Source organism: Paractinoplanes brasiliensis (assembly GCF_004362215.1).
Classification (GTDB): Bacteria; Actinomycetota; Actinomycetes; order Mycobacteriales; family Micromonosporaceae; genus Actinoplanes; species Actinoplanes brasiliensis.
This window is the reverse complement of record NZ_SNWR01000001.1, coordinates 4,067,634-4,093,119: the sequence shown is the minus strand read 5'-3', so window position 1 is coordinate 4,093,119 and position 25,486 is coordinate 4,067,634. Positions and strand designations below refer to the sequence as shown.

Genomic DNA, 25,486 nt, shown 5'->3' with positions numbered 1-25,486 from the left:
CTCAGCCGTTGTTGAGGAACGTCGAGATCCGCGTGCGCAGCTCGGCCCGGTTGTTCCACAGGACGGCCGGCCGGTCGTAGATGTGCAGGTCGGCGTCGGGGAGCAACGACGCCAGCCGTTCGGCCCAGGCGGCGGGGTGTGCTTCGTCGCCGAGGCAGCCGAGCACCAGCGCGCGGCCGCGGAAGGCGCCGAGGGCCGCCTCGTCGGGCACGGCGGGCTCGTGCCACAGTGTCGTGAGCTCGGAGGCCAGGCCGTCGCGCTGCAGCTGCTCGACCCGCTGCCGCAGGAAGCTCCAGCCGGTCGGGGTGTTGCGCACCGAGGGCGGCAGCTCGGCCTCGACGGCGGCCGCGATCGACGCCGCCTCGCCCGACTCCACTGCGGCGAGCAGCCGCTCGATGCGGGTCTCCGCGGCGGCGGGGCGGGTGCCGTCGAGCGGCGCGGGCAGATAGAAGACGACCCGCTCGAACCTCTCGGGGGCCTCGCTGAGCAGCCGGCACAGTGCGGCCGCCCCCATGCTGACACCGAGCGCCCGGGTCGCGCCGGACAGGTCCGCCACCCCGCGCAGGTCATCGGCCAGATCGGCGAAACTCCAGGGGCCGACCGGGGCGTCAGAGCGGCCGTGACCCCGGAAATGGAAGAAGACCCGGCGGCCGAGGACGGCGCTGCCCAACGGGCGGGTGCCGGAGATGTCGCCGCCCAGCCCGTGCGCGAACACCGTGACGGGCTCGCCGACGCCGGTGATCAGCTCCTCCAGGCGTACGCCGGAAGGGGTTGAAATGATCTCGGTGGGTGGGCCGGGAAGCGTCGGCCGGCCCGAGCGCGGGCCGGTGGGGTCGGCGCGATGAAGACGGGGCCCGCCGTCGGGCGGTGGCGGGCCGAACCGCCTCACCAGAAGCCTTTGCCGTCCGACAGGTCCTTGAGGCCGGGCCGGACGTCGAGCAGATAGATCAGGGCGGCGGCGATGCCGATCAGGCTGAAGATGCCGATCGCGCCGCTGATCAGCAGCGTGAGGACGATGCAGATGGCGAGGATCGCCGCCCACGCGCCCTTGGGCAGCGTGCCGATGGCCTGGAACCCGTCGCCCCGCTGAGTCAGACAGTGGATCAACGCGACAGCCTGCACCACCAGCGACAGGATGAGAATGAGCAGGTTGAGGTAGCCGACAACGGCGGCGTAGAAGATCGGCGCGGAGGAGGCCATGAGGGGAAGTCTATGCCGCGGGGCCCAGCGCATGCCGGGCCCCGCTGATCATGTCGTGCTCGGTTGTCACTTGGTGGTGGCGGCGCGCTTGCGCGGCTTCGGCTTGGCCTCGGCCGGGGCGGACTCGATGGCGGCCGGCTCCTCGGTGGTCTCGATGTCGGCGTTCACCACGTCGGCGGCCTCGACGACACCGGTGCCGACGACGCGCTCACCGCGGGCGACCAGGGCGGTGTACGCCGCGACGGCGCGGTCCTGGGCGATCTGGGCGAACGAGGTGGCGACGCTGGCGGCGTTGCCCCGCAGCGCGGCGAAGTCGGTGGTGGAAGCCTTGTCACGCAGCTCGGCGGCCTTGGTGCCGGCCTGCTCGTTGTAGGTGCGCAGCGAGGCGGCGGCGCGCTCGCTCAGCTCGTTGACCACGGCGGGCAGCTTGCGCAGCTGCTCGACGGCGATGTCACCGGCGCCGGCGGCGGCGTACAGCGGGGCGGGGATGCGGGTCTTGGTCTGCTCGGTCATTTCTGCTCCTCGGAAGTCTCTTGGGCGGGGTTGTTGCGCGCGTTCTCGTTGCGGAACGTCTCGTAGATCTGCGTCAGCGACTGCTTCTGCGCGATCGTGAGCTCGGGGTCGGCCGCGATGGCGGCCAGCACACCCTGCTGACCCTCGCTGTCGAGCAGTCCCGCCCGCAGGTACATCGCGGGCGTCGACACCCGCAGCGCGCTGGCGATCTGCTGCAGCACCTCGGCACTGGGCTTGCGCAGGCCACGCTCGATCTGGCTGAGGTACGGGTTGCTCACGCCCGCCTTGTCGGCGAGCTGGCGCAGCGAGATCTTGGCGGTCTGCCGGAGGTCACGGATGAAACCGCCGATGTCCTCGGGCAGATCCTTGGGTGTGGCCATGCCTTCGAAGGTAGCCCGGGGTGCTAGCTGTTGCAAGCAAAACGCTAACTACAGCTAGCGTGTTTCGGGTCACCGTACCGCGCGCACGCGGCCGACCGGCTCTCCCCCGCCGAGGATCAGCTCCTCGATCACCGGCGCCTTGACGCCGAGTTTGTCCAGCTCATCGAGGAGAACGGGGGTGCGCGCCCGCATACCGCCGTCGTCGATCTTGATGGCGATCGCCCCCGCGCCGGGCACGGCGACGGCCACCACACCCTCGGCGCCACCCTTGGCCAGCAGGCCCGGAACCGCCGCCATGAGCACGGTGTCGTCGGCAGCAGTGCCCGCCACCAGCTCGGGGTGGGCCCGCATCTCGTCGGCCACCCGGCGCTCGTGGCTGCCCGGCTCGGCCGTGACCAGCCGCTCGAACGCGCGCGCGAGACCTGTGAGCGACAACGCGAGCACCGGCGCGCCGCAGCCGTCCACCCCGACGGCCGCGATCTTCTCGCCGGCCAGGTCGGCCACCGCGCGGGCGATCGCCACCTGCAGCGGGTGCGCGGGATCGAGGTACGACTCCACCGGCCAGTCGTTGGCCACGCAGGTCGCCAGCATCCCGGCGTGCTTGCCCGAGCAGTTCATCAGCACCCGCTCGGGGCCGCCGCCCGTACGCAGCCACTCGTCCCGGGCGCTCTCGGCCAGCGGGAGCGAGGCGGGACAGCGCAGCGCGTCGACGCCGAGACCGGCCGCGGCGAGGATTTCGCGGACCCGGCGTACGTGGAACGGCTCCCCGAAGTGGCTGCCGCTGATCAGGGCCAGGTCGGCGTCGTCGCGCGGCACGAGACCGGCGCGCAGCATCCCGACCGTCTGCAGCGGCTTGTTCGACGAGCGCGGAAAGATCGGGCTGGCCACGTCCCCACGGCTGCCGGCGGTGGAGAAGACCGAGCCGTGGTGAACGCTTTCCACGAAACCCGAGCGCAGAACCTGAGCAATGATCATCGGGCCGGGACACCCAGCAGCTCGCGGGTCTCACGCGCGGTCAGCGGCGGGCGCTGGGCCAGCTGGGCGAACCCGACCGCCCGCGCGACGAGCTGCATGTTCGACTCCACCGGGCGCCCCTTGGCGTACGTGATCGTGTCTTCCATACCGACCCGCAGGTGACCGCCCGCGCTCAGCGAGGCCAGCATCACCGGGATGGTGGAGCGCCCGATGCCGGTGGCCGAGAACGTCGTGCCCTCGGGCAGATCACGCAGGGCCCGCTCGCAGGCGACCAGCGCCGCGGCCGTGCCCGGCATACCGCCCGGCACCCCCATCACCAGGTCGACGTGCACGTGCCCGCCGTACGGCAGCCCGTGCTTGCCCAGCAGCCGCTGCAGCGACGTGAGCTGGCCGAGGTCGAAGATCTCGTACTCCGGAACGATGCCCTTGTCCTGCATGCGCGTGTGCAGGTCGACGATGAACTCCCAGCGGTTCATGAACACGCCGTCACCGAAGTTGACAGTGCCCATCGTGCAGGAGGCCATCTCGGGCCCGGCGTCGAGCACGGCCAGCCGGTCGGATTCCGGGTCGGTGACCGCGCCACCCGAGGAGAGCTGCACGATCAGGCCGGTCGACTCGCGCAGCGCGGCAACGGTCGCGCGCAGCCGCCCCTGATCGAGGGTCGGTCGGGCATCGGCGTCCCGGATGTGGACGTGGATGATGGCGGCGCCCAGCGCTTCGCACTCCTTGGCGGTGGCCACGAGTTCGTCGAGCGTGACAGGCAGCGCGGGCACGTCGGCCTTGCTGCTTTCGGCGCCGGTCGGAGCAACGGTGATCACGGTCCCGGTCATGGGTGTGACCTTAGTGTTCCTCCACCGCGACCACGGAATCGCCCACCGTCAGCCCGTCCGTGGCGGTGCGCTTGAGCACGGCGAGGGCGATGAGACCGAGCTCGTGATGGCGTACGGCCGTGCCGATGAAGCCGACCTCGCGGCCCTCCCGGATCACCGGGGTGCCCTGGACCGGCGGCTGGTCGGTGGCGATGCCGTCGAAGTGCAGCAGGGCGAGCCGGCGCGGCGGGCGGCCGAGGTGGTGCACCCGGGCCACCGTTTCCTGCCCGCGATAACAACCCTTGTCGAGGTGCACGGCGGCGGCCAGGAACTCGGCCTCGGCCGGAATCGTGCGGTGGTCGCTCTCCCAGCCCAGCCGGGGGATGCGCCGCTCGACCCGGAGCGCCTCGTAGGCCCACAGCCCGGCCAGGGGCACGCCGAGTTTCTCGACCACCGCGGTTTTCTCGGCGCGCGGGACGAGCAGGTCGACGCCGAGGGGCACCCGCCGGGCAAGACCAAATTCCGTTTCCCGTACGGGGTAAAGGCTCGTCGCCCCGGCCGGAACCTCGCCGGCAGCGAACTTGGCGCCCGGCACCGGGTTGATCCGTGGCTCGGCCAAACCGGGGATGACGTCGGCCGCGCCCGGCCCCACCAGGGACAGAACGGCGATCTCGGCCGTCGCGTCCCGGGGCTCGACGCGGGTGAAGAAGCGCATCATCTCGAGGTATTTCAGCAGGCCCGCGCCCGCACCCGGCTCGGTGTCCAACCAGGCCGTGGCGCCGTCCTCGGTCACCAGGGCGTGCTGCTCGACGTGGCCGTTCGGGGAGAGAACCAGAAGTTCGGTCCCCTGCATCGCCGACAGATCCGCCAGGTGCTGAGTGGTCAGCGTGTGCAGCCAGGAGGCCCGTTCCTCGCCCGGCACCGCGACCACGTCACGGTTCGAACGGTCGACCAGACCCACGGCGGTGGCCAGCGTGCGCTGTTCGCGCATCGGGTCGCCGTAGTGCGCCGGCACCCCGGCATCGGCGGACGAGGGGTCCAGGTCCTCGACCATCACCACGGTCATCTCACAGCTCCTTGCAGTCACCGCAAACGCCGAAGAGCGACACGTGGCCCACGTCGACACGGAAGTCGCGCTCGCTCAGCAGCCGGTCGGTCACCGGCTCCATCACACTCGGGTCTACCTCACTGATCGACCCACATCCACGGCAGACTAGGTGAACGTGCTGATCCTCACCCGCCGCGTGATACGTCGGCGACCCGTGCGACAGGTGGGTGTGGTTGACGAGACCGAGCTCCTCGAGCAGCTCGAGCGTGCGATAGACGGTGGTGATGTTGACACCGGCGGCGCGCTCGCGCACGTGATTGTGCACCTGCTCGGGGGTGGCATGGCCCAGCTCGTGGACCGCCTCGAGGATCAGCTGGCGCTGCGGGGTGAGCCGCAGGCCACGCTCGCGGAGCATGGCGGCAAGAGCAGTGGCGGACACGCCACCAGGTTACGCCCTCGGGCTGCTCAACCGCCGACCCTGAGCAGCCTCGCCGACATGTGCGGCTGCAGCTCGCTCTTGTCGATCGACACCTCGTGGGCGTACAGCAGCGCGCCCTCGACGATGCCGAACAGCCGGCGCGCGCCGGTCAGATGCTGACCGGTCGGGGTGTAGGCCACCGCGTCGGTGTCGATCTCGAGCCGGGTGGTGCCGATCGTGTTGCCGACGTAGATCTCGACAGTGCCCTCGGGGGCGACGATCACCGCCTCCATCTCGTCGGTCGCGCGGCCATCGGCGCCCGGCACCGGACGCCAGAAGCCCGACTCGACGATCCACTCACCGGCCGGCTTCGACTCCTCGTCGAGCAGCCAGGAACGCGACTCGTACCGCAGGAAGGGGCGGCCGTCGTGGCTGATCCGCACCTCTTGCGCGAAGTCATAGTCCTTCTCGGCGGGGAAGCCGCCCTGGCCACGGCCACGCCACAACCCGACGAACGGCAGCAGCCCGAGCAGCGCCGGGTGGAGGTCGGCGCCCTTCCGCAGGTCGTGCGTTTCCTCGTACGGGTAAGGGTCGACCGGTGGAGCGTTGAGCCAGGGCGGCGGTCCCAGCGGATTGTCCTGCTGCTGATCGCTCACCAACGCCCCCTCGACACACGCATCGCCAGATAGCCGAACCCGCCCGCCAGCGCGCCGAGACCGGCGACCAGCAGGCTGACAAACCCGATTTCCGTAACCATGACCGGACCATCTTATGCTGGCCGCCATGACACGCTTGCTGGTCGTCAAGGCAACCGCGGGCGCGGACGCGCCGGAGCGCTGCTCACAAGCCTTCACCGTGGCGAGCACCGCGGTGTCGTCCGGGGTGGACGTCTCGTTCTGGCTCACCGGCGAGTCGACGTGGTTCGCGCTGCCCGGCCGGGCCGCCGAGTTCGAGCTGCCGCACGCGGCGCCGCTGCCCGATCTGCTCGACCTGCTGCTCTCGACGGGCCGGGTGACAGCCTGCACGCAGTGCGCCGCCCGTCGCGACATCACGCCCGACAAGGTGCTGCCCGGCATCCGCATCGCCGGGGCGGCCGTCTTCGTCGAAGAGATCATGTCGGACGGCGCACAGGCCCTCGTCTATTGACAGGCGGTGCTGACGACCACCCGCATGAGGCCACCGGTCGGCAGCACCAGCACCGACACGTCACCGCTGCGATAGGCGTACGACCCGCTGTCCGAGCTGAGCAGCTTGGCGTCACCGGCGAGCCGGCGCATCCGCCCGGCCAGATCGCTCGTCATCCGAATCCCGTCCACCGTGTACGACGCCGCCACCGCGCCGGACGGACAGGTCACAGCGCGTACGGCGGGAGGCGCGGGGACCGCGTCCAGCCCGGTCAGCACCTGAGGCAGCACCCCGGGCTCGGCCGGGGCGGCGGGGTCGGCGCCGCTCGGCGGGTCGCCGTCGACCGGCCGGCACCCGGTGGTCAGCCGCAGTGAGAAGACCTGGGTGGACGACTCGGTGGTCAGGTCGACGCCGATGAAGTTGCCCGCGTCGGCGTGCAGCGACACCCGGGTGCCGCCCCGCCCCTCGGCCACGTCGGCCGCCCAGCCCGCGGGCAACCGGTTCGCGATGGCGCGTACGGCCTCGGGGGTCTGACCGGCGGGCGCCAGAACGGTCACGTTGCGGGCGGCGATCAACCCCTGCCGTACGGGTGTGACCCGGCACTCCCTCGACAGCTCCAGCGGGCCGAGCGCAACGGGACGCCCCTCGGCCCCGGCCGCGGCGAAGACCACGCCCGCCGCCCGCTGCAGATCCCCCACGGCCAGCTCGAGATCACGCTGCTCGGGCACGGTGGGCCGCTCGTGCCCGACCGACCAGACGGCCAGCACCGAGACCACCACGATCCAGGCCGCCACGACCCCGACCAGCACCCACCGCCGCTTGCCGCGCGGCGGCTCCCCCGCCGGCTGCTCCACTCGCCCCGGCGCCGTCACAGCAGCCATGGTGTCACGCCCCGTCCGCTCACTTGCCGGACAGGCGCTGGAGGGCGCCGAGGGCGACATCGGGGCGGGTCGTGTACCAGAAAGGCGGCAGCGACTTGCGGAGGAAGGCGCCGTAGCCGCGGGCTGTTTCGAGGCGGGAGTCGAGGACGGCCACCACGCCCTTGTCGCCCGTGGAGCGGATCAGGCGGCCGACGCCCTGGGCCAGGCGGACGGCGGCGATCGGGACGCTCACCGACGAGAAGCCGGAGCCGCCGCTCGCGTCGACAGCGGCCGCGCGGGCCGCGGCCAGGGGCTCGTCGGGGCGGGGGAAGGGCAGCCGGTCGATCACCACCAGCTGGCAGGCGTCGCCCGGCACGTCGACGCCCTGCCAGAGCGACATGACGCCGAACAGGCAGCTCGCCTTGTCCTCCTTGAAGCGGCGGACCAGCACCGGCAGCGATTCCTCGCCCTGCAGCAGGATCGGCAGGTCGGTGCGGGCGCGCAGCAGCTCGGCCGCCTGGGTGGCGGCCCGCCGCGACGAGAACAGGCCCAGCGTGCGGCCGCCGAGCGCCTCGACCAGCTTGACCAGCTCTTCGCCGGCCGCCGCGGGCAGGCCGGACATCTGCGGGCGGGGCAGGTGGGCGGCGACGTAGAGGATGCCCTGCCGCGGGTAGTCGAACGGGGAGCCGACGTCGAGCGACGTCCAGCCGTCACCGGAGGCGGGTGACTGGGGGTCGGCCGACGGGGTGGCAGCGGCCGTGGGCAGGCCCAGCGAGCGGGCCACGGTGTCGAAACGGCCGCCCAGCGTCAGCGTGGCCGAGGTCGCCACCACCGTACGGTCGGAGTAGAGGCCCTGTGCCAGCGTGCCGGCGACCGAGAGCGGGGCCACCACCAGCGCCCGCCGGCCGCTGCCGGTGTCGGACTTCTCGACCCAGGCGACGTCGAAGTCGGACTCCTCGAGCAGCCGCTGAGCCGTGTCGTTGAGATCGTCGAGGGCCGCCTTGGCCTGCTGCTTGCGTACGGGATCGGGGTCGTCGCCCTTGACGTCGCCGATCGCCGTGAGCCCGGCCCGGGTGGCCGACTCGATCAGCGTGACGGCCTGCTGCAACAGCTCGGGCAGCCCTGAGGTGATGCGACCGGCCGGCGTCTCGGCCAGGCCCACGGTGAGCGCGTCGGCCGCCTCGGCCAGCGACTCGGCGACCGCGGGCGGGATCAGCGTGCGGGCGCGGCGGGACGAGCGCTCGATCGCGTCGGGGGTCAGCTCGGCCTGCGAGGCGGAGGAGACACGGTCGGCCAGCTCGTGGGCCTCGTCGATGATCAGCAGCTTGTGCGGCGGGACGATGTGCCGCTCGGCCAGCATGTCGACCGCGAGCAGGCTGTGGTTGGTGACGACGATGTCGGCCTCGCGGGCACGGGCGCGCGACGCCTCGGCGAAACACTCCGGACCGTACGGGCAGCGCTGGGCCCCGACGCAATCGCGCGCCGGCATCGAGACCTGCCGCCAGGCTGTGTCGTCGACGCCGGGGTCGAGCTCGTCACGGTCGCCCGTCGTGGTCTTTTCGGCCCAGGCCTGCAGCCGCTGGATCTGCTTGCCCAGACGGCCGGCCTCGCCGAGCCACTGGGTGGCCTTGGGAGGCGCGTCGTCGAAGAGCGTGTCGGTGGGCTCTTCCTCGTCGGCGTGTTCCATCTTGGCCACGCAGAGGTAGTGGTGGCGGCCCTTGAGCACGGCGAAGGTGGGTTTACGCCCGAGCACCGGCTCGACCGCCGCCGCAAGACGGGGCAAATCATGCTCGACCAGCTGATTCTGCAGAGCCAGGGTGGCGGTGGAGACCACCACGGGACCGTCGACGAGCAGGGACGGCGTGAGGTAGGCCAGGCTCTTTCCGGTGCCCGTGCCGGCCTGGACGAGCAGATGCTCACGATCGCGTATCGCCTTGTCGATCGCGGCGACCATGGCTTCCTGACCCGGACGGGAAGCGCCACCGGGAACGGCGCCGACGGCTGCTTGGAGGAGCTTTTCGGCGGTGGCGCTCTTCTTCGTTGCTGCGGGCACGCGCAGACGGTACCCGCCACCACCGACAGAAGCCGACCACCGTTAGGGTTCTCGCATGCCGAGTGACACGGTCCGGGTCGTCTACACCAAGTACGACGGTTCGGCCCATCGGGACTATCCAGCCCGCCGTTTCGACTCCGACGACCTCGGTGTCTGGGTGGGTGTGCCGCGTGGCACGGAGTCGGTCTACCACGGCCGCGCCTCGGTCGAGCAGATCCCGTTCGTGCTGCTCATCCCGCATCACACGTGGTGGACGGGCATGTTCAACCCGCAGCCGCGCACCAGCGAGGTCTACTGCGACATCACCACCCCGGCGCGGTGGGAGGGTGACACCGTCCACATCATCGATCTCGACCTCGACGTGGTCCGGCGCCGCTCGACGGGCCTGGTCGAGCTGCGCGACGAGGACGAGTTCGAGGAGCACCGCACCCAGTTCGGCTACCCCGACGATCTCGTACGCTCCGCCCGCGCGGCCGCCCAGGAACTGCTCGTGGCGCTGGGCGACGGCAGCGAGCCGTTCGCCACCAAGTACCACGACTACCTAAAGCGAGTCACTGACTGACAGCTTCGCCGGGTTGAGCTGCTGGAAAAGTCCGGTGATGCGCCCGTCCGCGATGGTCAGGCCGAGCGCGCCGTAAGCCTTCTCTCCCCGTACGAGCAGTCCGGCCGTGCCGTTGACCAGAACGGGCTCCAGGACGGCGCCCTCCATCCGGCCGCCGTGCGCGATGCCGACGAAGAAGCGGGCCACCTTGTCGGCGCCGACGATCGGGCGCAGCGCCGTACGGGTGAAGCCGCCGCCGTCGCTGATCGACACCACGTCGGGGGCGAGCACGGACGCCAGCGCCGCCAGGTCACCGCTGTTCACGGCGTCGACAAAGGCGGCCAGCACCCGGCGCTGCTCGACCGGGCCGGCGGTGTGCCGCACCCCGCCCTCGGCGGCCGCCCGGCGCCCCCGTGAGGCGTGCTGGCGCGCCGCGGCCTCGGTCGTGCCGAGCACCCGGGCGACCTCGTCGTACGGCACCCCGAACGCGTCGTGCAGCACGAGCGCCACCCGCTGCTCGGGGCTGAGCCGTTCGAGCACGACGAGCAGCGCCAGCCCGACCTGGTCACGCTGTTCGGCCTGGGCGGCGGGGCCGGCGTCGGGGTCGACGAAGTACTCCGGCAGCCACATCCCGGTGTACGCCTCGCGCGACACGCGGGCCGACTTGAGCACGTCGAGACAGAGCCGGCCGGTGACGGTGGTGAGCCAGCCCCTCAGGTCGCGAATGTCCTGATCGCTCGCCCGGGTGTAACGCAACCAGGCCTCCTGCACCACGTCCTGCGCCTCGGCCACGCTGCCGAGCATCCGGTAGGCCACGGAGACGAGGTGGCTGCGCTCGGCCTCGAAGGCCTCGGCGGAGGGTGGCATAGGGGAATTCTGCGCGACATTGCCCGGCGGCGGGTAGCACCTGTGACACAGTAGAGAACGGATTTTCGGTACGAATCGGATGGTGCGCAGTGAACGACGGGCTGATGATCGCAGGCTGCCTCACCGGCGCCGTGGGTCTGGCCGGCGTGGCCGCGGCCGGGCTGGCACTGTCCCGCCGCAACGGTTCCTACCTGGCGGCCGGGCACGCGCTGGCCCGCCGCGGCGACGTCGACCCGCTGCCCGCGGTGCTCCGGCGAGGGCTGGGCGGGCTCACCGTGCCGGTCACTCCGGGGCCGCGGGGCGAGCTGTTCCTCGGGCCGGGCGCGCCGCAGCCGGGACGCACGCTGCGGCGGCTCGTCCTGACCCCGCTGCTGGCCCGGGTGCGCGGCAACGGCGGCCGGCTCAGCCGCGACCAGCAGACACCGTTCGGGCTGGTCGTCGAGTTCACCGGCGAGGTCCGCGACGCCGAGACATTGCTGCGGGCGTACCGGATGCTCGACCAGCAGCTGCGCGATCACGCCCCGCTGCTCAGCCGCTGCACGGGCGACGACTTCACGCCGGGCGCCGTCATCGTGTCGGTGACCGGGATCGTCGACGTCCGGGAGCTGCTGGCGACCCAGGACGAGCGGTACCTGTTCGCCGAGGGGTCGTTCGACGACGTCGGCTCCGCGGCGGCGCCGGCCGGGCTCGTTCCGGTGATCAGCGAGCCGTGGGGCCGGCGTTTCGGCTGGGACGGGCTGGAGCCGATCCCGGCCGAGGAGCGCCACTTGCTGCACGCGATGGTGCGGTCGGCCCACGACGACGGGCGTACGGTGCGCATCTCGGCTCTGCCCGAAGGGCCCCGCCGCGCCCGGGCGGCCCTCTGGACCGAGCTCGCGGCGGCCGGGGTCGACGCGATCGCCGGCCACGACCAGCGCGGACTGGCCCGCCACCTGCGCCGGCACCTGGTGAGCCGCCGTACGGCCCCGACGCTGCCGGCCCGGCCCGGCCGTCGCCCGTCACCGCGTCCGACCGGCCCGCGCCCAGATCGCCGGCGCGAACCCGTTTAGTGGGCGAACGAAAGGTGAACCAGGAGAGGCCTTAGCATTCCTGGAGATCATCCCTATGCCCGTCGATCGAGGTTCGTGACGTGAAGTTCTCATTCCGCCCCGTCGAGGGCGCCTTCTACGACCTGTTCACGCAGGCCGCGAACAACCTCGTCAAGGGCACGGAGCTGCTCAACGAGCTGGCCCTTCCGGGGGTCGACGTGCAGTCGGTGAGCGATCGGCTGACCGACGTCGAGCACGACAGCGACCAGATCACGCACGATCTCTACAAAAAGATCAATTCGACGTTCATCACGCCGTTCGACCGCGAGGACATCTATTCGCTGGGCTCGCAGCTCGACGACGTGATGGATCACCTCGAGGCCGTCGGCAACCTGCTCTACCTGTACGGGCTGACCGAGCTGCCGTCCCTGCCGCGCGAGATGCACGAGCTGGTCGACGTGCTCGACCAGCAAGCCAAGATCACCGCGGACGCGATGCCGAAGCTGCGCACGATGAAGGACCTCGACGAGTACTGGATCGAGATCAACCGGCTCGAGAACGAGGGCGACCGCTCGTACCGGATGTTGCTGGTCCGCCTCTTCTCGGGCGAGTACGACGCGCTCACCGTGCTCAAGATGAAGGAGGTGGCCGACGAGCTGGAGGCCGCCTGCGACGCGTTCGAGCACGTGGCGAACACCGTCGAGACCATCGCGGTCAAGGAGTCCTAGGCCTTGTCGCCCGAGTTCTTCGCGGTTCTCGCGGTGATCATCGCCGCGATGGCCTTCGACTACACCAACGGTTTCCACGACGCGGCCAACGCGATCGCCACCAGCATCAGCACCCGGGCGCTGACCCCGCGGGTGGCGCTGGCCATGGCCGCGGTCGGCAACTTCATCGGCGCGCACCTGGGTGGCGAGGTCGCCAAGACGGTCGGCGACGGCCTGGTCGACCTCAAGCTGGGCATCCCCAGCCTCGGCGTGGTCTTCGCCGGTGTGCTCGGGGCAGTGACCTGGAACCTGATCACCTGGTGGTTCGGCCTGCCCTCGAGCTCGTCGCACGCCCTGTTCGGCGGCCTGGTCGGCGCCACCCTCATGGCAGGCCCCTCGCTCGGCGACGTGCAGTGGCACACGATCATCGAGAAGGTGCTGATCCCGATGGTGGCCTCGCCGGTGGTCGGCCTCCTGCTCGGCTTCCTCGTCATGGTCGCGATCATGTGGATCTTCCGCCGCGGCAACCCGGGCAAGCTCAACCGCGGCTTCCGCGTCGCGCAGACGCTGTCGGCAGCCGCGATGTCGGTCGGCCACGGCATCCAGGACGCGGCCAAGACCATGGGCATCGTGGTGCTGGCCCTCTACACCGGCGGCTTCCAGAGCAGCCCGACGCACATCCCGTGGTGGGTTTACATCACGACCGCGACGATGCTGGCGGCCGGCACCTACTCCGGCGGCTGGCGGATCATCCGTACACTCGGCCGCAAGATCATCGACCTCGGTCCCGCCGAGGGTTTCGCGGCCGAGACGGTGGCCAGCTCGGTGCTCTTCTTCAACGCGTACGTGCTGCACGCCCCCATCTCGACCACCCACACGATCACGTCGGCGATCATGGGTGTGGGCGCGACCAAGCGGCTGAACGCGGTCCGCTGGAACGTTGCCGGCAACATCGTGATCGCCTGGGTCACCACGTTCCCGGCGGCCGGCCTGATCGCCTGCCTGCTCTACTTCGCGTGCCGCCCCATCTTCGGCTGAACACGGGGCGGCACACGCACTAGTTGGACCACCAGGCTGTGGTGTCCGGGGGCAGCGTGACACTGTCTCCGGTTGCGTCGAACGGGCCGCTGCCGATCAGGAGCACACCCGGGTGGGGGATCTCGATCGGCCGGTCGGTCATGTTGACCGTGCAGGTGAAGCCGGCGCCACGGGTGAAGGTGAGGATGCCCTCCGCAGTGTCCACCCAGCACAGGGAGTCGGCCTCGGTCAGGGTCTTGTGGCGCAGGGCCAGGGCCTCGCGGTACATCGAGAGCGTGGAACCGGGCACGCCCTCCTGCGCCTCGACGCTCAGGTGCGCCCACGACGCGGGCTGCGGCAGCCAGCTCGGGCCGCCGTCGGGTCCGAAGCCGTACGGGGCGGTGGCGCCCGACCAGGGCAGTGGCACCCGGCAGCCGTCGCGGTAGCCGTCCTGCCCGGTCGCCCGGTGGAACGCCGGGTCCTGGCGCACCTCGGGCGGCAGGTCGATCACCTCGGGCAGGCCCAGTTCCTCGCCCTGATAGAGGTACGCCGAGCCGGGCAGCGCCAGAAGCAGCAGCGACGCCGCACGGGCCCGGCGCAGCCCCGCGACCGGGTCGACCTCGACCGGCTTGCGCCCGGCCACATCGCCCTCGTTCCTCTGCAGCAGGCGCGTGGTGTGGCGTACGACGTCGTGGTTGGACAGCGTCCAGGTGGCCGGCGCGCCCACCCGGCCCATCGCGTCGAGCGAGGCGTCGATCATCGTGCGCTGCGACTCGACGTCCCAGCCGGTGGCCAGGTAGCTGAAGTTGAACGCCTGGTGCAGCTCGTCGGGCCGGACGTAGTCGGCCACCCGGTCGAGCGTCGGCGCCCACGCCTCGGCCACCGCGATCCGCTCCCCCGGGTACTCGTCGAGGACGGCCCGCCAGCTGCGGTAGATGTCGTGCACGCCATCGCGGTCGAAGCACGGGCTCTCGCCGACGTCGAGCAGGTGCCACTCGGTCGCGCGGCCCAGCGACGGCAGGCCCGCCTCCTTGACCAGGCCGTGCGCCACGTCGACGCGGAACCCGTCGACGCCCAGGTCGAGCCAGAACCGCAGGATCGTCCGGAACTCGTCGGCCACCGCCGGGTGGTCCCAGTTGAAGTCGGGCTGCTCGGGCGCGAACAGGTGCAGATACCACTGCCCGTCGGGCACCCGGGTCCAGGCCGGGCCGCCGAAGATCGAGGGCCAGTCGTTGGGCGGCAGCTCGCCCTCGGCGCCACGCCCGTCGCGGAAGTGGTAGCGCTCGCGCAGCGGCGAGCCGGGCCCCTCGGCCAGCGCCTGCCGGAACCAGGCGTGCTGGTCGGAGGAGTGGTTGGGCACCAGGTCGACGATCACGCGCAGACCCAGGTCGTGGGCGTCGGCGACCAGGCCGCGGGCGTCCTCGACCGTGCCGAAGATCGGGTCGACGGTGCGGTAGTCGGCCACGTCGTAGCCGGCGTCGGCCTGCGGCGACAGATAGAACGGGGACAGCCAGACGGCGTCCACACCCAGATCGCGCAGGTAGGGCAGGCGGGTACGGACGCCGGGCAGGTCACCGATGCCGTCGCCGTTCGCGTCGGCGAAGCTGCGCGGATAGATCTGATAGATCACCGCGTCTCGCCACCAGGACTCAGTCATGGCGGCGAAGCTATCACGTTACTAACACGTGTTACTAGAGTCTATGACGCCGGCTTCACCGCCGAGTCCCGGACGATCAGGGACGTGCCGAGCACCTGGTGAGGGTGCTGATCCTCGCCGCGCATCGCCGAGATGAGGAAGTCGGCGGCCGTCCGGCCCTTGGTCACGATCGGCTGCCGTACGGTGGTCAGCCGCGGCCGGAACCACGCCGACTCGGCCAGGTCGTCGAAGCCGGTCACCGACACCGCGGCCGGCACGTCCAGCCCCATCTCCTGCAGCGCGTCCACCGCCCCGTACGCCAGCACGTCCGACAGGGCCAGGATCGCGGTCGGGCGTGGATCGCGTCGCATCAGCTCGCGGGTGGCCGAGTATCCGTCCGCACGGGTCACCGGCACCTCGGCCAGCGCCACGTCGGCCATCGTCATCCCGGCTGAGGCCAGCGCGTCGGCGATGCCGTCCATCCGCCGCCCCAGCGGACCCCGATAGCCACGCGCCCGCACGTCCGGACCGGGACCCATCGAGAGCACGGCCAGCCGGCGATGGCCCAGCTCCAGCAGGTATCGCGTGACCTCGCGGGCCCCGCCGCGGTCGTCGACCTCGACACTGGGCGCGTTCTCGTAGCGGTCGCTGTCGATCAGCACGAACGGGACGCCGCGCCGCTCCAGCTCGAGCACCTCGGCCCCCTCGGTCTCGAGCCCACAGACGACAAAGCCGTCGACCGCCGCGTACGGGATGGCCTTGAGCACCGAATCCTGCAGCGGCGGGGTCAGCAGCAGCGTGTAACCCTCCTGGTCGCACACCTGGCCGACGCCCATCAGGAAGCGCGCGTAATACGGGTTCTCGAGGATGCGGGCCAGGCGTTGCGGCAGCAGCACCCCGATCGAGTTGGTGGTGCCGGCCTGCAGCATGCGGGCCACCGGGTTGGGGGTGTAACCAAGCTCGGCGGCGACCGCGAGAATGCGATCGCGGGTCGCCACCGAGATACGTTGCGGGCTGTTGAAAGCGAACGAGACGGCGGAGCGGGAGACGCCGGCGGCGCGGGCCACATCGCTCGATGTCGGCTTGCCGCCGACCTTTCTCGACGGCATCCGACCACAATAGTCCGAGCTTCAGTAGGCGACGCCTACCTCCTCGCGGATCGTGTCGAGCAGCGTCATGATCTCGAGCGTGGTGGCGTGCGGCATGAGCGGGCTCTCCAGCTCGCCCGCGAGCAGGCACCGCTGCACCTCGGCCGCCTCGAACTGATAACCGTTGCCCGGGAAGTCGAACTCGTGCGTCTCCGGGTCGCGGCCCGGCCGGTGCACCACGAACGAACGCGGCACGAAGAACCCCTCCGGCAGCTCGATCCGCCCGTTGGTGCCGGTGATCGTCGCGTTGTTCCGGCTCTGACCGTTGATGCTGCAGGTCAGCGCGGCGACGGCGCCCGGCTCCCAGCCCATCAGGATGCCCGTGGTCTCGTCGACCCGCTCCGGCGTCAGGTGTGCCCAGGCCTGCACCGAGGCCGGCGCCCCCATGATCAGGTGGGCGAAGTTGATCGGGTAGACGCCCAGGTCGAGCAGCGCCCCGCCGCCCAGCTTGGGGTTGCGCAGCCGGTGCTCGGCGTCGAACGGACCCTGCAGCCCGAAGTCGGCGTGGATCGTGCTGACCCAGCCGATCGCGCCCTCCTCGACCAGCCCGGCGATCCTGCGGATGGCCGGGTTGAGGCGCATCCACATGGCCTCCATGAGGAACACGCCCTTATCACGGGCGGCGGCCACCAGCCGGGCGGCGTCCGGCAGGTCGAGCGTGATCGGCTTCTCGACCAGCACGGCCTTGCCGGCCTCGACACACAGGTGCGCTGCCTCGGCGTGGAAGGCGTGCGGCGTGGCGATGTAGACGACGTCGACGTCGGGGTCGGCGGCCAGATCCGCGTACGAGCCGTGCGCCCGCGCGAAACCGAAACGCTCGGCGAACGCGGTCGCGGTCTCCTGACGGCGGGAGCCGACAGCGGTCAGCTCGGCGCCGGGCACATGCTGCAGGTCGGCGGCGAACGAGGCGGCGATCCCGCCGGGAGCCAGGATGCCCCAGCGAACCTTCTGATCGGTCATGATCCTTACGGTATCGTTCCCGGCCGGGTCGGTGTCAGGATCGTCAGGTGACCGATTCCACGCCCTTCCGGCTGCCCCCGGCCCTGATCAAGCGAGCACGCGAGTTCGACGGGGTGCCCGCGCCGGTACGCGACGCTGCCACGGTGGTGCTCCTGCGCCCCGTCGGCGTGAGTTTCGAGCTGTACGTGCTGAGGCGGGCGACCGCGATGGCGTTCGGCGGCCTGTACGCGTTCCCCGGCGGCGGCGTCGACCCGGACGACCGCCCCACGACCCTCCGCTCCGACTGGCCCGCCCGCCTCGGTGTTCCGGCCGACCGGGCCCACGCGGTCGTCGGCGCCGCGGTGCGCGAGCTTTTCGAAGAGACCGGGGTTCTGCTCGCCGGCCCGGTCGAGCAGCCCGACCGCACCCTCGCCGACGTCAGCACCGGCGAGTGGGAGGCCGACCGCGCCGCCGTGGCGGCCCGCGAGCTGACCCTGAGCGAGCTGCTGAGCCGGCGGAGCCTGCGAATGCGCGACGACCTGCTGTTTCCGTGGGCGCGCTGGGTCACCCCGGAGTTCGAGCCCAAGCGGTACGACACGTGGTTCTTCGTCTCGTTGCTTCCCGAGGGGCAGGCGCCTCGCGACGTGTCGGGCGAGGCCGAGGCCACGGCCTGGATCGCCCCGGGCGAGGCGGCCGAGCTGGCCATGCTGCCGCCGACCCGGTCAGCCGTGGACTCGCTCTCGGCGTACGGGGAAACTGCGGAAGTGGTCGCGGCCGCGCGTCGCCGTGATGCCGCGACGCCCGTCATGCCTCGCGTGGAGCTGACCGACGACGGCGGCGCCCTCCTGCACATCCAGGAGGGCGCTGCCGTTCCGCCAGGCCGGCCTAACCGAAGCGACCGGTGATGTAGTCCTCGGTCTTCTTCTCGGTCGGGTTGCTGAAGATCTTCTGGGTGTCGTCGTACTCGATCAGGCGGCCGGGGTCACCGGTCTTGTCGATCGAGAAGAACCCCGTCTTGTCGCTGACCCGGGCGGCCTGCTGCATGTTGTGCGTCACGATGATGATCGTGAAGCGGTCCTTCAGCTTGAACATCAGATCCTCGATCGCCAGCGTCGAGATCGGGTCGAGGGCCGAGCAGGGCTCGTCCATCAGCACGACCTGCGGCTCGACCGCGATGGTGCGGGCGATGCACAGACGCTGCTGCTGACCGCCGGAGAGGCCGGCGCCGGGCCGGTTCAGGCGGTCCTTGACCTCGTTCCAGAGGTTCGCCGACTTGAGCGACTGCTCGGCCGCGTCGTCGAGCACCGACTTCTTTTTGACACCGTTGAGCTTGAGACCGGCCACGACGTTCTCGTAGATCGACATCGTCGGGAACGGGTTGGGACGCTGGAAGACCATGCCGATCATGCGACGGACCGCGGTGACGTCGACGTCCGGGTCGTAGATGTTCTGGTCGTCAATGGTCAGCGAGCCCTCGATGCGGGCACCGGGCAGCACCTCGTGCATGCGGTTGACCGACCGCAGGAAGGTGGACTTGCCGCAGCCCGAGGGGCCGATGAGGGCGGTGATCGTCTTGGGCTCGACGGTCATGGAGACGCTGTCGATCGCCTTGAACGACCCGTAGTAGGAGGAGACGTTGCTCGCCTCGATGCGCTTGGCCATGTTGTTACCTCTTACTTCGACAGACTGTTGCGGCGGGCGAGCAGCTTGGCGGCGATCGTCAGGATCAGAACGAGCGCGACCAGGGTGAGCGCGGCCGTCCAGGCCCGCGCCGGGGCGTACCGGGAGGCGTCACCGGCCTGCTGGTACACGAAGAGCGCCAGCGAGGACTGGTTGCCGGCGAACGGGTCGAAGTTGATCGCCGCCGCGCCCCCTGCCACCAGCAGCACCGGCGCCGTCTCACCGGCTGCGCGCGCAACGGCGAGCATGATGCCCGTGACGATGCCGGGCAGCGCCGTCGGCAGCACCACTCGCAAAATCGTCTTCCACTGCGGAACCCCGAGGGCGTAGGCGCCCTCGCGCAGCGGACCGGGCACGAGACGCAGCATCTCCTCGGTGGACCGCACAATCGTGGGCAACATCAGCACGGTCAACGCGAGCGAGGCCGCGAACCCGGAGAAGCGCGGCTGCCCGTCGTTGAACCACGGGCTCACGATCAGGACCCAGGACGACAGGACGAACAAGCCGGCGACGATGGAGGGAATCCCGGTCATGACGTCCACGAAGAAGCGGACCGTGTTCGCGAACCGGCCCCGTCCGTACTCGACCAGGTAGATGGCGCCCATGACGCCGAGTGGAACGGCGATCAGGGTGGCGATACCGACCTGCTCCAGGGTGCCGATGATGGCGTGGTAGGCCCCGCCGTTCTCGTCCCGGGCGCCGATGTTGTTCATCGAGGTGCCGAAGAACTCACCGTCGAGGCGGCTGTATCCCTTCGACACCAGCGTCCAGACGACCGAGGCCAAGGGCAGGATCGCCAGCACACAGGCCGAATAGATGAGCGCCTTCCACATGCGGTCGCGCCCCGCGCGCCGGCCCTCGACCCGTCCGGCCACCACCAGCAGCCCGACGAGGTAGAAGCCGACGGCCAGCACGACGACGAGCACCCAGTTGCCGATGCTGAAGCCGAGCACGAGAGCGGCCGACACGACCAGAGCCGCTACCGCGATCCCCAGGTTCGTCACCAGCGGCAGGCGCTTGGACCGGATGTTGTCCGGTGTCATGGCGACATCGGAAAGCTCACGCTGAAGAAGGCTCATGCCGCACTGTCCCGGAACTCGCGCCGACGATAGATGATCGCCCGTGCGCCCATGTTGACGATCAAGGTGATGGCGAAGAGCACCAGACCCGAGGCGATCAGAGCCCCGCGGCCGGTCTCGTTGGCCTCGCCGAAGGTGGTGGCGATGTTGGCGGCGACCGAGTTGCCGCCGATCTCGATCAGATTGAACGAGATGTTGAAGACCAGGCCCAGCGTCAGGGCCAGCGCGATCGTCTCACCGAGGGCACGGCCCAGTCCGAGCATCACGGCGGCGATCACACCGGGACGCCCGTACGGCAGTACCGCGGTGCGGATCATTTCCCACCGGGTGGCGCCGAGGGCCAGCGCGGCCTCCTCGTTCATGGCCGGGGTCTGCTGGAAGACCTCTCGGGACAGCGAGGTGACGATCGGCAACACCATGATCGCGAGCACCAGGCCACCGAGCATGATCGATTGACCGAACGGCCCCTCGCCCCCGAAGATCGGGATCCACCCGAAGTACGTGTTCAGCCACACTGAGAAGTCGTGGACCGGCTGCTGGAAGACATCGCGACCCCAGAGACCGAAGACGACGCTGGGCACCGCCGCCAGCAGGTCGATGGTGAAGCCCAGGGGCGTGGCCAGCCGCTTCGGCGCGTAGTGCGACAGGAACAGCGCGATTCCGAGCGAGATCGGCACCGCGACGATCAGCGCGATGATCGACGTGAGCACCGTGCCGAAGGCCAGAGCGGCGATACCGAAAGCGGGGTTCGTCTCGTTGGGGAACCACTGCTTGTAGGTCAGGAAGTTCTCCGTGTTGGCGCTCAACGCCGGCACGGCCTTCGAGATCAGGAAGACGGCGATGGCCACGATGATGACCAGCACCATCGCACCGGCCGTGACGGACAAGCCTCGGAAGCCGGACTCCATCGAGAACGACTTCTTCTTGGGCAGGGCACCGCCGCCGCCGATCGGGGGTTCGTCGTAACGGCTCGGGGATACGCCGATGCCGGCGGCCCGGGTGTGGCTTGCTGTCACACCCGGATCGCCGGCGGTGGCGTTCTCCGAGCGGGAGGGGTTGTCACCCATCTGCTCGCTCGCAGTCGTCTCGGAGGGATTGACGGATCAGGTCAGCTGATCGCCGCGACGGCGGTCTCGACCTTGCTCCGGACCGAGTCCGGCAGCGGGGCGTAGCCCAGCTCGGCGAGCTCCTGCTGACCGGCGGTGCTCGAGATGTACTTCAGGAAGGACTGAACCTCCTTGGCCTTCGGGCTGCCCTTGCTGCAGGCGATCTCGTAGGTCACCAGGACGATCGGGTAGGCGCCGGCCTCGGTGGTGTTGTAGTCGATGCTCATGGCGAGGTTGTTGCCCTGACCCTCGATCTTCGCGCCCGCGATCGTCTTGCCGGCACTCTCACCGGTCAGCTCGGTGTACTCGCCGGCGCCGTTCTTGATCTTGGCCTTCGAGAGGTCGCTGTTCTCCGCGAAGGACAGCTCGACGTAGGCGATCGTGCCGGCGGTGCTCTTGACCTTGGCGGCCACACCGTCGGAGCCGGTGGCGGCGACGCCGCCCGGGGCCTTCCACGCCTTGTTGTTGCCGAAGGTCCAGTCGGCCTCGGCCGTCTTGCTCAGGTACTTGGTGAAGTTGTCGGTGGTGCCGGACTCGCCGGAACGGTGGACGGCCTGGATGGCCGCGTCCGGCAGTTTGGCGCCGCTGTTCTGGCCGGCGATCGCCGGATCGTTCCACTTGGTGATCTTGCCGGAGTAGATCTTGGCGAGGGTCGACGCGTCGAGCTGCAGGTTGTCGACACCTTCGACGTTGTAGACGACCGCGATCGGACCGATGACCATGGGAAGGTTGAGCGCCTCACCGCCGGCACAACGCTCATTGGCCTTGGGCTGCTCGTCCTCTTTCAGGGCGGAGTCGGAGCCGGCAAAGTCGGCGGTGCCGCCGATGAAGGCCTCGATACCCGCACCCGAGCCGGTGCCCTGGTAGTTGATCTGAGCACCGCTGCACTGACCCTGGTAGGCCTTGATCCACTCGTCCATGGCGTTCTTCTGCGCCGTCGAGCCTTGTGCCGTCAGGCTGCCGGCGACGCAGTCACCGGCGGCGGCGGAAGAGCCGCCCTCAGCCGCCGGCGTTTCGTTGTCCGAGCCGCACGCGGTCAGCGCGAGCGTCGCAGTCAAAGCAATGCCGGCTGCCAAAAAACCGGACCGCTGGAGCTTCACAATTTTCCCTTCGATGGGGTGCACGCCGGCCTTCGCACCGGCACCACCGAAGCTAAGAGTGAGAGGTAGCCGGTTAACCGGGCCTAAATGAACGCGCAGTGAACACGTCTACGCCTCAACATGACCTCACCTTGAGGGCGAGTTGTCCGTTGCGTGAACTGAGTGACCACCGACGGAAATGTCGGATATATACGAGCGGCGTTTACCGCCTCGAGACAAAGGCTTGTCCGGTTCGTGTCTCAGGTGACGCCGCCGGGGTGGCGGTCACGACCCGGGCCCCGACTACCGCCGCTGGTAGTTGATGTCAGTCTTGTGAACGGCGAAGCCCAGCCGCTGATAAAGAGCCACGGCGGCCGTGTTGGACTCGTCGACGTACAGGTTCGCGACGGTCAGGCCCTGCCCGGCCAGGTGCCGCAGGCCGGCCACGCTCAGCGCGGCCCCCAGGCCCTTGCGGTGGCCGGCCGGGTCGACGCCGAGCACGTAGATCTCGCCGATCGCCGGGTCGGCCCCGGAGGCCGGGTGCACCTTCGTCCAGTGGAAGCCCAGCACGACGTCGGCGATGTCGACCGCGAGCAGGAAGCCGGCCGGGTCGAACCACGGCTCGGCCTCACGCAGCAACAGGTCGTCGCGGGTCCAGCGGCCCTGCTCGGGGTGGTGGGCGAAGGCACGGGAGTTGACACCGAGCCACGCGTCCTCGTCGGCGCCGGGACGGAAACCGCGTACGGTGACGCCGGGCGGGAGCGGGATGTCGGGCAGGGGCTCGGTGAGCGAGCGGCGCATCTGCCACAGGACGCGTACGCGCTTGAAGCCGTTCTTCTCGGCGAAGGCACGGGCGCCGGGCTCGTCACCGTGCGCCCAGAACCGCAGCTCACCCGGCCCGGCCGCGCTCAGCAGGGCAGTGCCGTAGCCCTGGCGGCGCGTCGACGGGTGCACGACGAGTTCGCCCGAGCCGTCGCGCTCGAGAAACGCGTACCCGGTCAAGGTGTTGTCGCCGGAAAAGGCCAGCAGGTGCTTGTGCGCGGCGGAACCGGACCCACCGCGCACCCGCAGCACGACATCTTCGGACAGGGGATAGACGCCGTCAGCCCGCTCGGCGGCGGCGGCCAACGCGAGAACGTCGGCCGCCTCGGCAGCACTCAACCGGTCAAGGGCACGAACTGACGTCATGCCCTCAAACCTAGACCGGCAGCGAGACCGGCTCGTTGTCGGGCAGCTGGCGGCCCGACGGCGGGACCACGAACTTGTAGCCGACCTGTCGGACCGTGCCGATCATCGACTCGTATTCCGAGCCGAGCTTGGCCCGCAGACGACGGACGTGCACGTCGACCGTGCGCGTGCCGCCGAAGTAGTCGTAGCCCCAGACCTCACGCAGCAGCTGGTCACGGGTGAAGACCCGGCCCGGGTGCTGGGCGAGGAACTTGAGCAGCTCGAACTCCTTGTAGGTGAGGTCGAGCGGGCGGCCCTTGAGCTTGGCCGCGTACGTGTCGGGGTCGATGTTGAGCTCGCCGGCACGGATCGAGCCGCCGGCGCCGGCGGTCGCGTTGCTGAGCCGGCCGACGCCCAGACGCAGGCGCGCCTCGACCTCGGCGGGACCGGCGCTGGCCAGGATGACGTCGTCGACACCCCAGTCGGCGTTGAGGGCGATCAGGCCCGCCTCGGTCACGACGGCCATCAGCGGGACGCCGATGCCGGTCGCGTGCAGCATCCGGCAGGTGGCCCGGGCCTCGGACAGTTCCGACCGGGCGTCCACCAGCACCGCGTCGGGGCTGGGCCCTGACACCAGAGTGCGGACATCGCGTGGGGCAGTGCGTACGGAGTGGGGAAGCAGATCCAGCGCGGGCAGCACGGCGGAAGGCTCACCGGCACGTGCCGTCACCAACAGAAGGATTTCCACACTCACCTCCGTCCTTGCGGCTCTGGGCCGCTCGGGTGACTCGATAACGTCCTTGTTTCGGCTTCGTCATCGGCGGACAGGTCCCGGCGTCACCGACGGGTGGGCTGGGCTCACCTTAACCGATGCATCACCGACAACGCCTCGATCGTTTGGCTGAGTGATGTAGTGAACGCCCTTCTGGCGTACAAATGGCGGTTCTGTAACAAGCCTTTTACTTCCACTGCGGAATTGGGCGTCCGGTCGGCTTCTGGCACGATCGCAGGCGTGTTCCCCACCATGCCGCAGGACGATCCCTGGGACGCCGACGCCTCGCGCGAGATCGCGAGGTCCGGCGGCAAGCGGTCGTCCGCCGGCTTCGGTGACGATTCCGAGCCCGTTTCGGGGGCGCCGGCGCCGCGCCCCGAGGAGCCCGACGAGGACGCCGACGACGAGTTCGAAGAGATCGAAGAGGTTCCCGTACGCCGGCAGCTGTCGCTCGCCATCGCCGGGTTCGCCGGTCTGCTGTCGGTCGGCCTGGTGCTGGGCGCCCTCACCTCGGCGCCCGACTCGCGGCTTCCGTACGCGATCGTGCTCTTCGGCGTTCAGTTGCTCTATCTGCTGGCCTGGGTGATGGCCCTCAACCCGCCCGCGGCCGCCGTGACCGCCGGCATCGCGGTAGTGGTCGGGCTGGTCGCCGACTACCTGGCCGTCACCGGCGAGCAGGCGGCCCTGATGCCGCTGGTGTGGGTGGCCGCCGGCGGGTTCGTGGCGGCGCTGCTCGGCCAGCTGTTCCGCGCCTCCGACAGGGCACGCCTGACCGATTCCTGGCGCACCACGCTCGCGATCGTGGCCGGCGTGGCGGCGTACGCGATCCCGATCGTTCTCACCCGCCAGGAGACCGGCGCCCAGACCATGATCGTCTGCGCCGTCGCCGCCGGGGTGGCGCTCGTGATCGCCCGGACCACCGACGCGATCTTCCCCAAGCCCCGCATCGCCGCCCAGGTGCCGCGCGGGGTGGCCGGAATTGTGGCCGGGGCGATGCTCGGCACGCTGGCCGGGGCCGCCCTGGGCAGCTTCTTGGTCCTCCCGTTCACGCCCGCCAAGGGCGCGGTCATCGGCCTGACCGCCGTCGTGGTCGCCCACCTGGTCGATCTGGCGGTCAACTTCGGGCAGGCCGGCCGCCAACTCGCCGGTGACGCGCCCACGTTCTGGGTGGCCCGGCACATGCAGGGCCCGCTCGGCGCGTTCGCCCTCCTCTCCCCGGCGGCGTACGCCTTGAGCCACTGGTTCCTGACTTAGCCGTTTCGCCGGGTGCTCGTTGCGGGCATGTACGGTCTCGGCAAGTTTTGCTCTGTCGGTCAGGTTTCTGCTCTGCGGTCAGGAG

At 70.3% G+C, this 25,486-nt stretch carries 28 protein-coding genes and 1 pseudogene; 7 read left to right on the top strand and 22 right to left on the bottom strand.

Annotation, left to right across the window (positions count from 1 at the left end):
* Position 1: 1 nt before the first annotated feature.
* From C8E87_RS18355 to mtfM, 10 genes and pseudogenes are all read right to left on the bottom strand, one after another.
* A complete protein-coding gene (locus tag C8E87_RS18355; RefSeq protein ID WP_133874223.1) occupies positions 2 to 889 on the bottom strand; it encodes an alpha/beta fold hydrolase in 888 nt (295 codons plus the stop codon).
* Positions 886 to 1,200, bottom strand: coding sequence for a DUF2516 family protein (locus C8E87_RS18350; RefSeq protein ID WP_133874222.1), 315 nt, complete (start codon positions 1,198 to 1,200; stop codon positions 886 to 888). The genes C8E87_RS18355 and C8E87_RS18350 overlap by 4 nt, the downstream gene beginning before the upstream one ends.
* A 66-nt stretch (positions 1,201 to 1,266) precedes the next feature.
* On the bottom strand, positions 1,267 to 1,713 hold the full coding sequence (locus C8E87_RS18345; RefSeq protein ID WP_133874221.1) for a hypothetical protein: 447 nt from the start codon (positions 1,711 to 1,713) through the stop codon (positions 1,267 to 1,269).
* A gap of 35 nt (positions 1,714 to 1,748) precedes the next feature.
* Positions 1,749 to 2,093: pseudogene (locus C8E87_RS18340) on the bottom strand (helix-turn-helix domain-containing protein); the annotation flags it as partial.
* Positions 2,094 to 2,162: 69 nt separating this feature from the next.
* Complete coding sequence (locus C8E87_RS18335; RefSeq protein ID WP_133874219.1) at positions 2,163 to 3,068, bottom strand: asparaginase; 906 nt, start codon at positions 3,066 to 3,068, stop codon at positions 2,163 to 2,165.
* The gene (locus C8E87_RS18330) at positions 3,065 to 3,898 is read right to left on the bottom strand and encodes a beta-keto acid cleavage family enzyme (protein WP_133874218.1); all 834 of its coding nucleotides are present in this window, start codon (positions 3,896 to 3,898) and stop codon (positions 3,065 to 3,067) included. Before C8E87_RS18330 ends, C8E87_RS18335 begins: the two co-directional genes overlap by 4 nt.
* Positions 3,899 to 3,908: 10 nt before the next feature.
* Positions 3,909 to 4,943, bottom strand: coding sequence for a CAF17-like 4Fe-4S cluster assembly/insertion protein YgfZ (ygfZ, locus tag C8E87_RS18325; protein ID WP_133874217.1), 1,035 nt, complete (start codon positions 4,941 to 4,943; stop codon positions 3,909 to 3,911).
* 1 nt (position 4,944) lies between these two features.
* Positions 4,945 to 5,340 carry a Fur family transcriptional regulator gene (locus C8E87_RS18320; protein ID WP_133876919.1) on the bottom strand — a complete coding sequence of 132 codons (396 nt, stop codon included), beginning with the start codon at positions 5,338 to 5,340 and terminating at the stop codon, positions 4,945 to 4,947.
* A gap of 50 nt (positions 5,341 to 5,390) precedes the next feature.
* Positions 5,391 to 5,999: a heme-binding beta-barrel domain-containing protein gene (locus tag C8E87_RS18315; protein ID WP_133874216.1), complete on the bottom strand. Its 609-nt coding sequence runs from the start codon at positions 5,997 to 5,999 to the stop codon at positions 5,391 to 5,393.
* Entirely contained in the window at positions 5,996 to 6,100 is a 105-nt protein-coding gene (gene mtfM / locus C8E87_RS46375; RefSeq protein ID WP_268919125.1) for a small membrane protein MtfM, read from the bottom strand. The genes C8E87_RS18315 and mtfM overlap by 4 nt, the downstream gene beginning before the upstream one ends.
* A gap of 14 nt (positions 6,101 to 6,114) precedes the next feature.
* Between mtfM and C8E87_RS18310 the strand changes: the two genes are divergently transcribed.
* Complete coding sequence (locus tag C8E87_RS18310; protein ID WP_133874215.1) at positions 6,115 to 6,489, top strand: DsrE family protein; 375 nt, start codon at positions 6,115 to 6,117, stop codon at positions 6,487 to 6,489.
* Here C8E87_RS18310 and C8E87_RS18305 read toward each other — a convergent pair.
* Together C8E87_RS18305 and C8E87_RS18300 are read right to left on the bottom strand one after the other, a co-directional pair.
* On the bottom strand, positions 6,483 to 7,349 hold the full coding sequence (locus C8E87_RS18305) for a hypothetical protein (protein WP_166661188.1): 867 nt from the start codon (positions 7,347 to 7,349) through the stop codon (positions 6,483 to 6,485). The genes C8E87_RS18310 and C8E87_RS18305 overlap by 7 nt on opposite strands.
* Before the next feature lie 19 nt (positions 7,350 to 7,368).
* Positions 7,369 to 9,381, bottom strand: coding sequence for an ATP-dependent DNA helicase (locus C8E87_RS18300; RefSeq protein WP_133874213.1), 2,013 nt, complete (start codon positions 9,379 to 9,381; stop codon positions 7,369 to 7,371).
* A 55-nt stretch (positions 9,382 to 9,436) separates the two neighbouring features.
* Here C8E87_RS18300 and C8E87_RS18295 point away from each other — a divergent pair, with 55 nt between their 5' ends.
* Positions 9,437 to 9,943: a DUF402 domain-containing protein gene (locus C8E87_RS18295; RefSeq protein WP_133874212.1), complete on the top strand. Its 507-nt coding sequence runs from the start codon at positions 9,437 to 9,439 to the stop codon at positions 9,941 to 9,943.
* On the opposite strand, the gene sigJ is transcribed toward C8E87_RS18295, so the two are convergent.
* The gene (gene sigJ / locus C8E87_RS18290; protein WP_133874211.1) at positions 9,923 to 10,789 is read right to left on the bottom strand and encodes an RNA polymerase sigma factor SigJ; all 867 of its coding nucleotides are present in this window, start codon (positions 10,787 to 10,789) and stop codon (positions 9,923 to 9,925) included. The genes C8E87_RS18295 and sigJ overlap by 21 nt on opposite strands.
* A gap of 89 nt (positions 10,790 to 10,878) precedes the next feature.
* Here sigJ and C8E87_RS18285 point away from each other — a divergent pair, with 89 nt between their 5' ends.
* The 3 genes from C8E87_RS18285 to C8E87_RS18275 all read left to right on the top strand — a co-directional run bounded on the left by C8E87_RS18285 (position 10,879) and on the right by C8E87_RS18275 (position 13,562).
* Positions 10,879 to 11,838, top strand: a complete 960-nt coding sequence (locus C8E87_RS18285) for a PI-PLC domain-containing protein (RefSeq protein ID WP_239079779.1) — start codon at positions 10,879 to 10,881, stop codon at positions 11,836 to 11,838.
* 80 nt (positions 11,839 to 11,918) lie between these two features.
* Positions 11,919 to 12,545, top strand: coding sequence for a DUF47 domain-containing protein (locus C8E87_RS18280; RefSeq protein WP_133874210.1), 627 nt, complete (start codon positions 11,919 to 11,921; stop codon positions 12,543 to 12,545).
* A 3-nt stretch (positions 12,546 to 12,548) separates the two neighbouring features.
* Positions 12,549 to 13,562 carry an inorganic phosphate transporter gene (locus C8E87_RS18275; RefSeq protein WP_133874209.1) on the top strand — a complete coding sequence of 338 codons (1,014 nt, stop codon included), beginning with the start codon at positions 12,549 to 12,551 and terminating at the stop codon, positions 13,560 to 13,562.
* 19 nt (positions 13,563 to 13,581) lie between these two features.
* Here the strand turns inward: C8E87_RS18275 and C8E87_RS18270 are convergent, their stop codons facing one another.
* The 3 genes from C8E87_RS18270 to C8E87_RS18260 are packed head-to-tail and all read right to left on the bottom strand — an operon-like array spanning position 13,582 to position 17,285.
* On the bottom strand, positions 13,582 to 15,198 hold the full coding sequence (locus tag C8E87_RS18270; RefSeq protein ID WP_133874208.1) for a glycoside hydrolase family 13 protein: 1,617 nt from the start codon (positions 15,196 to 15,198) through the stop codon (positions 13,582 to 13,584).
* Between the two features lie 41 nt (positions 15,199 to 15,239).
* Entirely contained in the window at positions 15,240 to 16,286 is a 1,047-nt protein-coding gene (locus C8E87_RS18265) for a LacI family DNA-binding transcriptional regulator (protein ID WP_133874207.1), read from the bottom strand.
* A gap of 21 nt (positions 16,287 to 16,307) precedes the next feature.
* Positions 16,308 to 17,285: a Gfo/Idh/MocA family protein gene (locus tag C8E87_RS18260; protein ID WP_133874206.1), complete on the bottom strand. Its 978-nt coding sequence runs from the start codon at positions 17,283 to 17,285 to the stop codon at positions 16,308 to 16,310.
* A gap of 47 nt (positions 17,286 to 17,332) precedes the next feature.
* On the opposite strand from C8E87_RS18260, the gene C8E87_RS18255 reads away from it, so the two are divergent.
* Positions 17,333 to 18,169, top strand: a complete 837-nt coding sequence (locus C8E87_RS18255; protein WP_133874205.1) for an NUDIX hydrolase — start codon at positions 17,333 to 17,335, stop codon at positions 18,167 to 18,169.
* Here C8E87_RS18255 and pstB read toward each other — a convergent pair.
* From pstB to C8E87_RS18225, 6 genes are all read right to left on the bottom strand, one after another.
* Positions 18,150 to 18,926 (bottom strand): phosphate ABC transporter ATP-binding protein PstB, encoded by a 777-nt coding sequence (gene pstB, locus C8E87_RS18250; protein WP_133874204.1) that lies wholly within the window; start codon positions 18,924 to 18,926, stop codon positions 18,150 to 18,152. The genes C8E87_RS18255 and pstB overlap by 20 nt on opposite strands.
* A gap of 11 nt (positions 18,927 to 18,937) precedes the next feature.
* A complete protein-coding gene (pstA, locus tag C8E87_RS18245) occupies positions 18,938 to 19,987 on the bottom strand; it encodes a phosphate ABC transporter permease PstA (protein WP_438866181.1) in 1,050 nt (349 codons plus the stop codon).
* A gap of 32 nt (positions 19,988 to 20,019) precedes the next feature.
* A complete protein-coding gene (pstC, locus tag C8E87_RS18240) occupies positions 20,020 to 21,090 on the bottom strand; it encodes a phosphate ABC transporter permease subunit PstC (RefSeq protein ID WP_133874202.1) in 1,071 nt (356 codons plus the stop codon).
* A gap of 41 nt (positions 21,091 to 21,131) precedes the next feature.
* Complete coding sequence (gene pstS / locus C8E87_RS18235) at positions 21,132 to 22,229, bottom strand: phosphate ABC transporter substrate-binding protein PstS (protein WP_133874201.1); 1,098 nt, start codon at positions 22,227 to 22,229, stop codon at positions 21,132 to 21,134.
* 282 nt (positions 22,230 to 22,511) lie between these two features.
* Entirely contained in the window at positions 22,512 to 23,396 is an 885-nt protein-coding gene (gene mshD, locus C8E87_RS18230) for a mycothiol synthase (RefSeq protein ID WP_133874200.1), read from the bottom strand.
* Positions 23,397 to 23,406: 10 nt separating this feature from the next.
* Positions 23,407 to 24,129 carry a winged helix-turn-helix transcriptional regulator gene (locus C8E87_RS18225; RefSeq protein ID WP_179854978.1) on the bottom strand — a complete coding sequence of 241 codons (723 nt, stop codon included), beginning with the start codon at positions 24,127 to 24,129 and terminating at the stop codon, positions 23,407 to 23,409.
* A gap of 258 nt (positions 24,130 to 24,387) precedes the next feature.
* Here C8E87_RS18225 and C8E87_RS18220 point away from each other — a divergent pair, with 258 nt between their 5' ends.
* Positions 24,388 to 25,401, top strand: a complete 1,014-nt coding sequence (locus C8E87_RS18220) for a hypothetical protein (protein ID WP_239079778.1) — start codon at positions 24,388 to 24,390, stop codon at positions 25,399 to 25,401.
* The last annotated feature ends 85 nt before the right edge of the window (positions 25,402 to 25,486 follow it).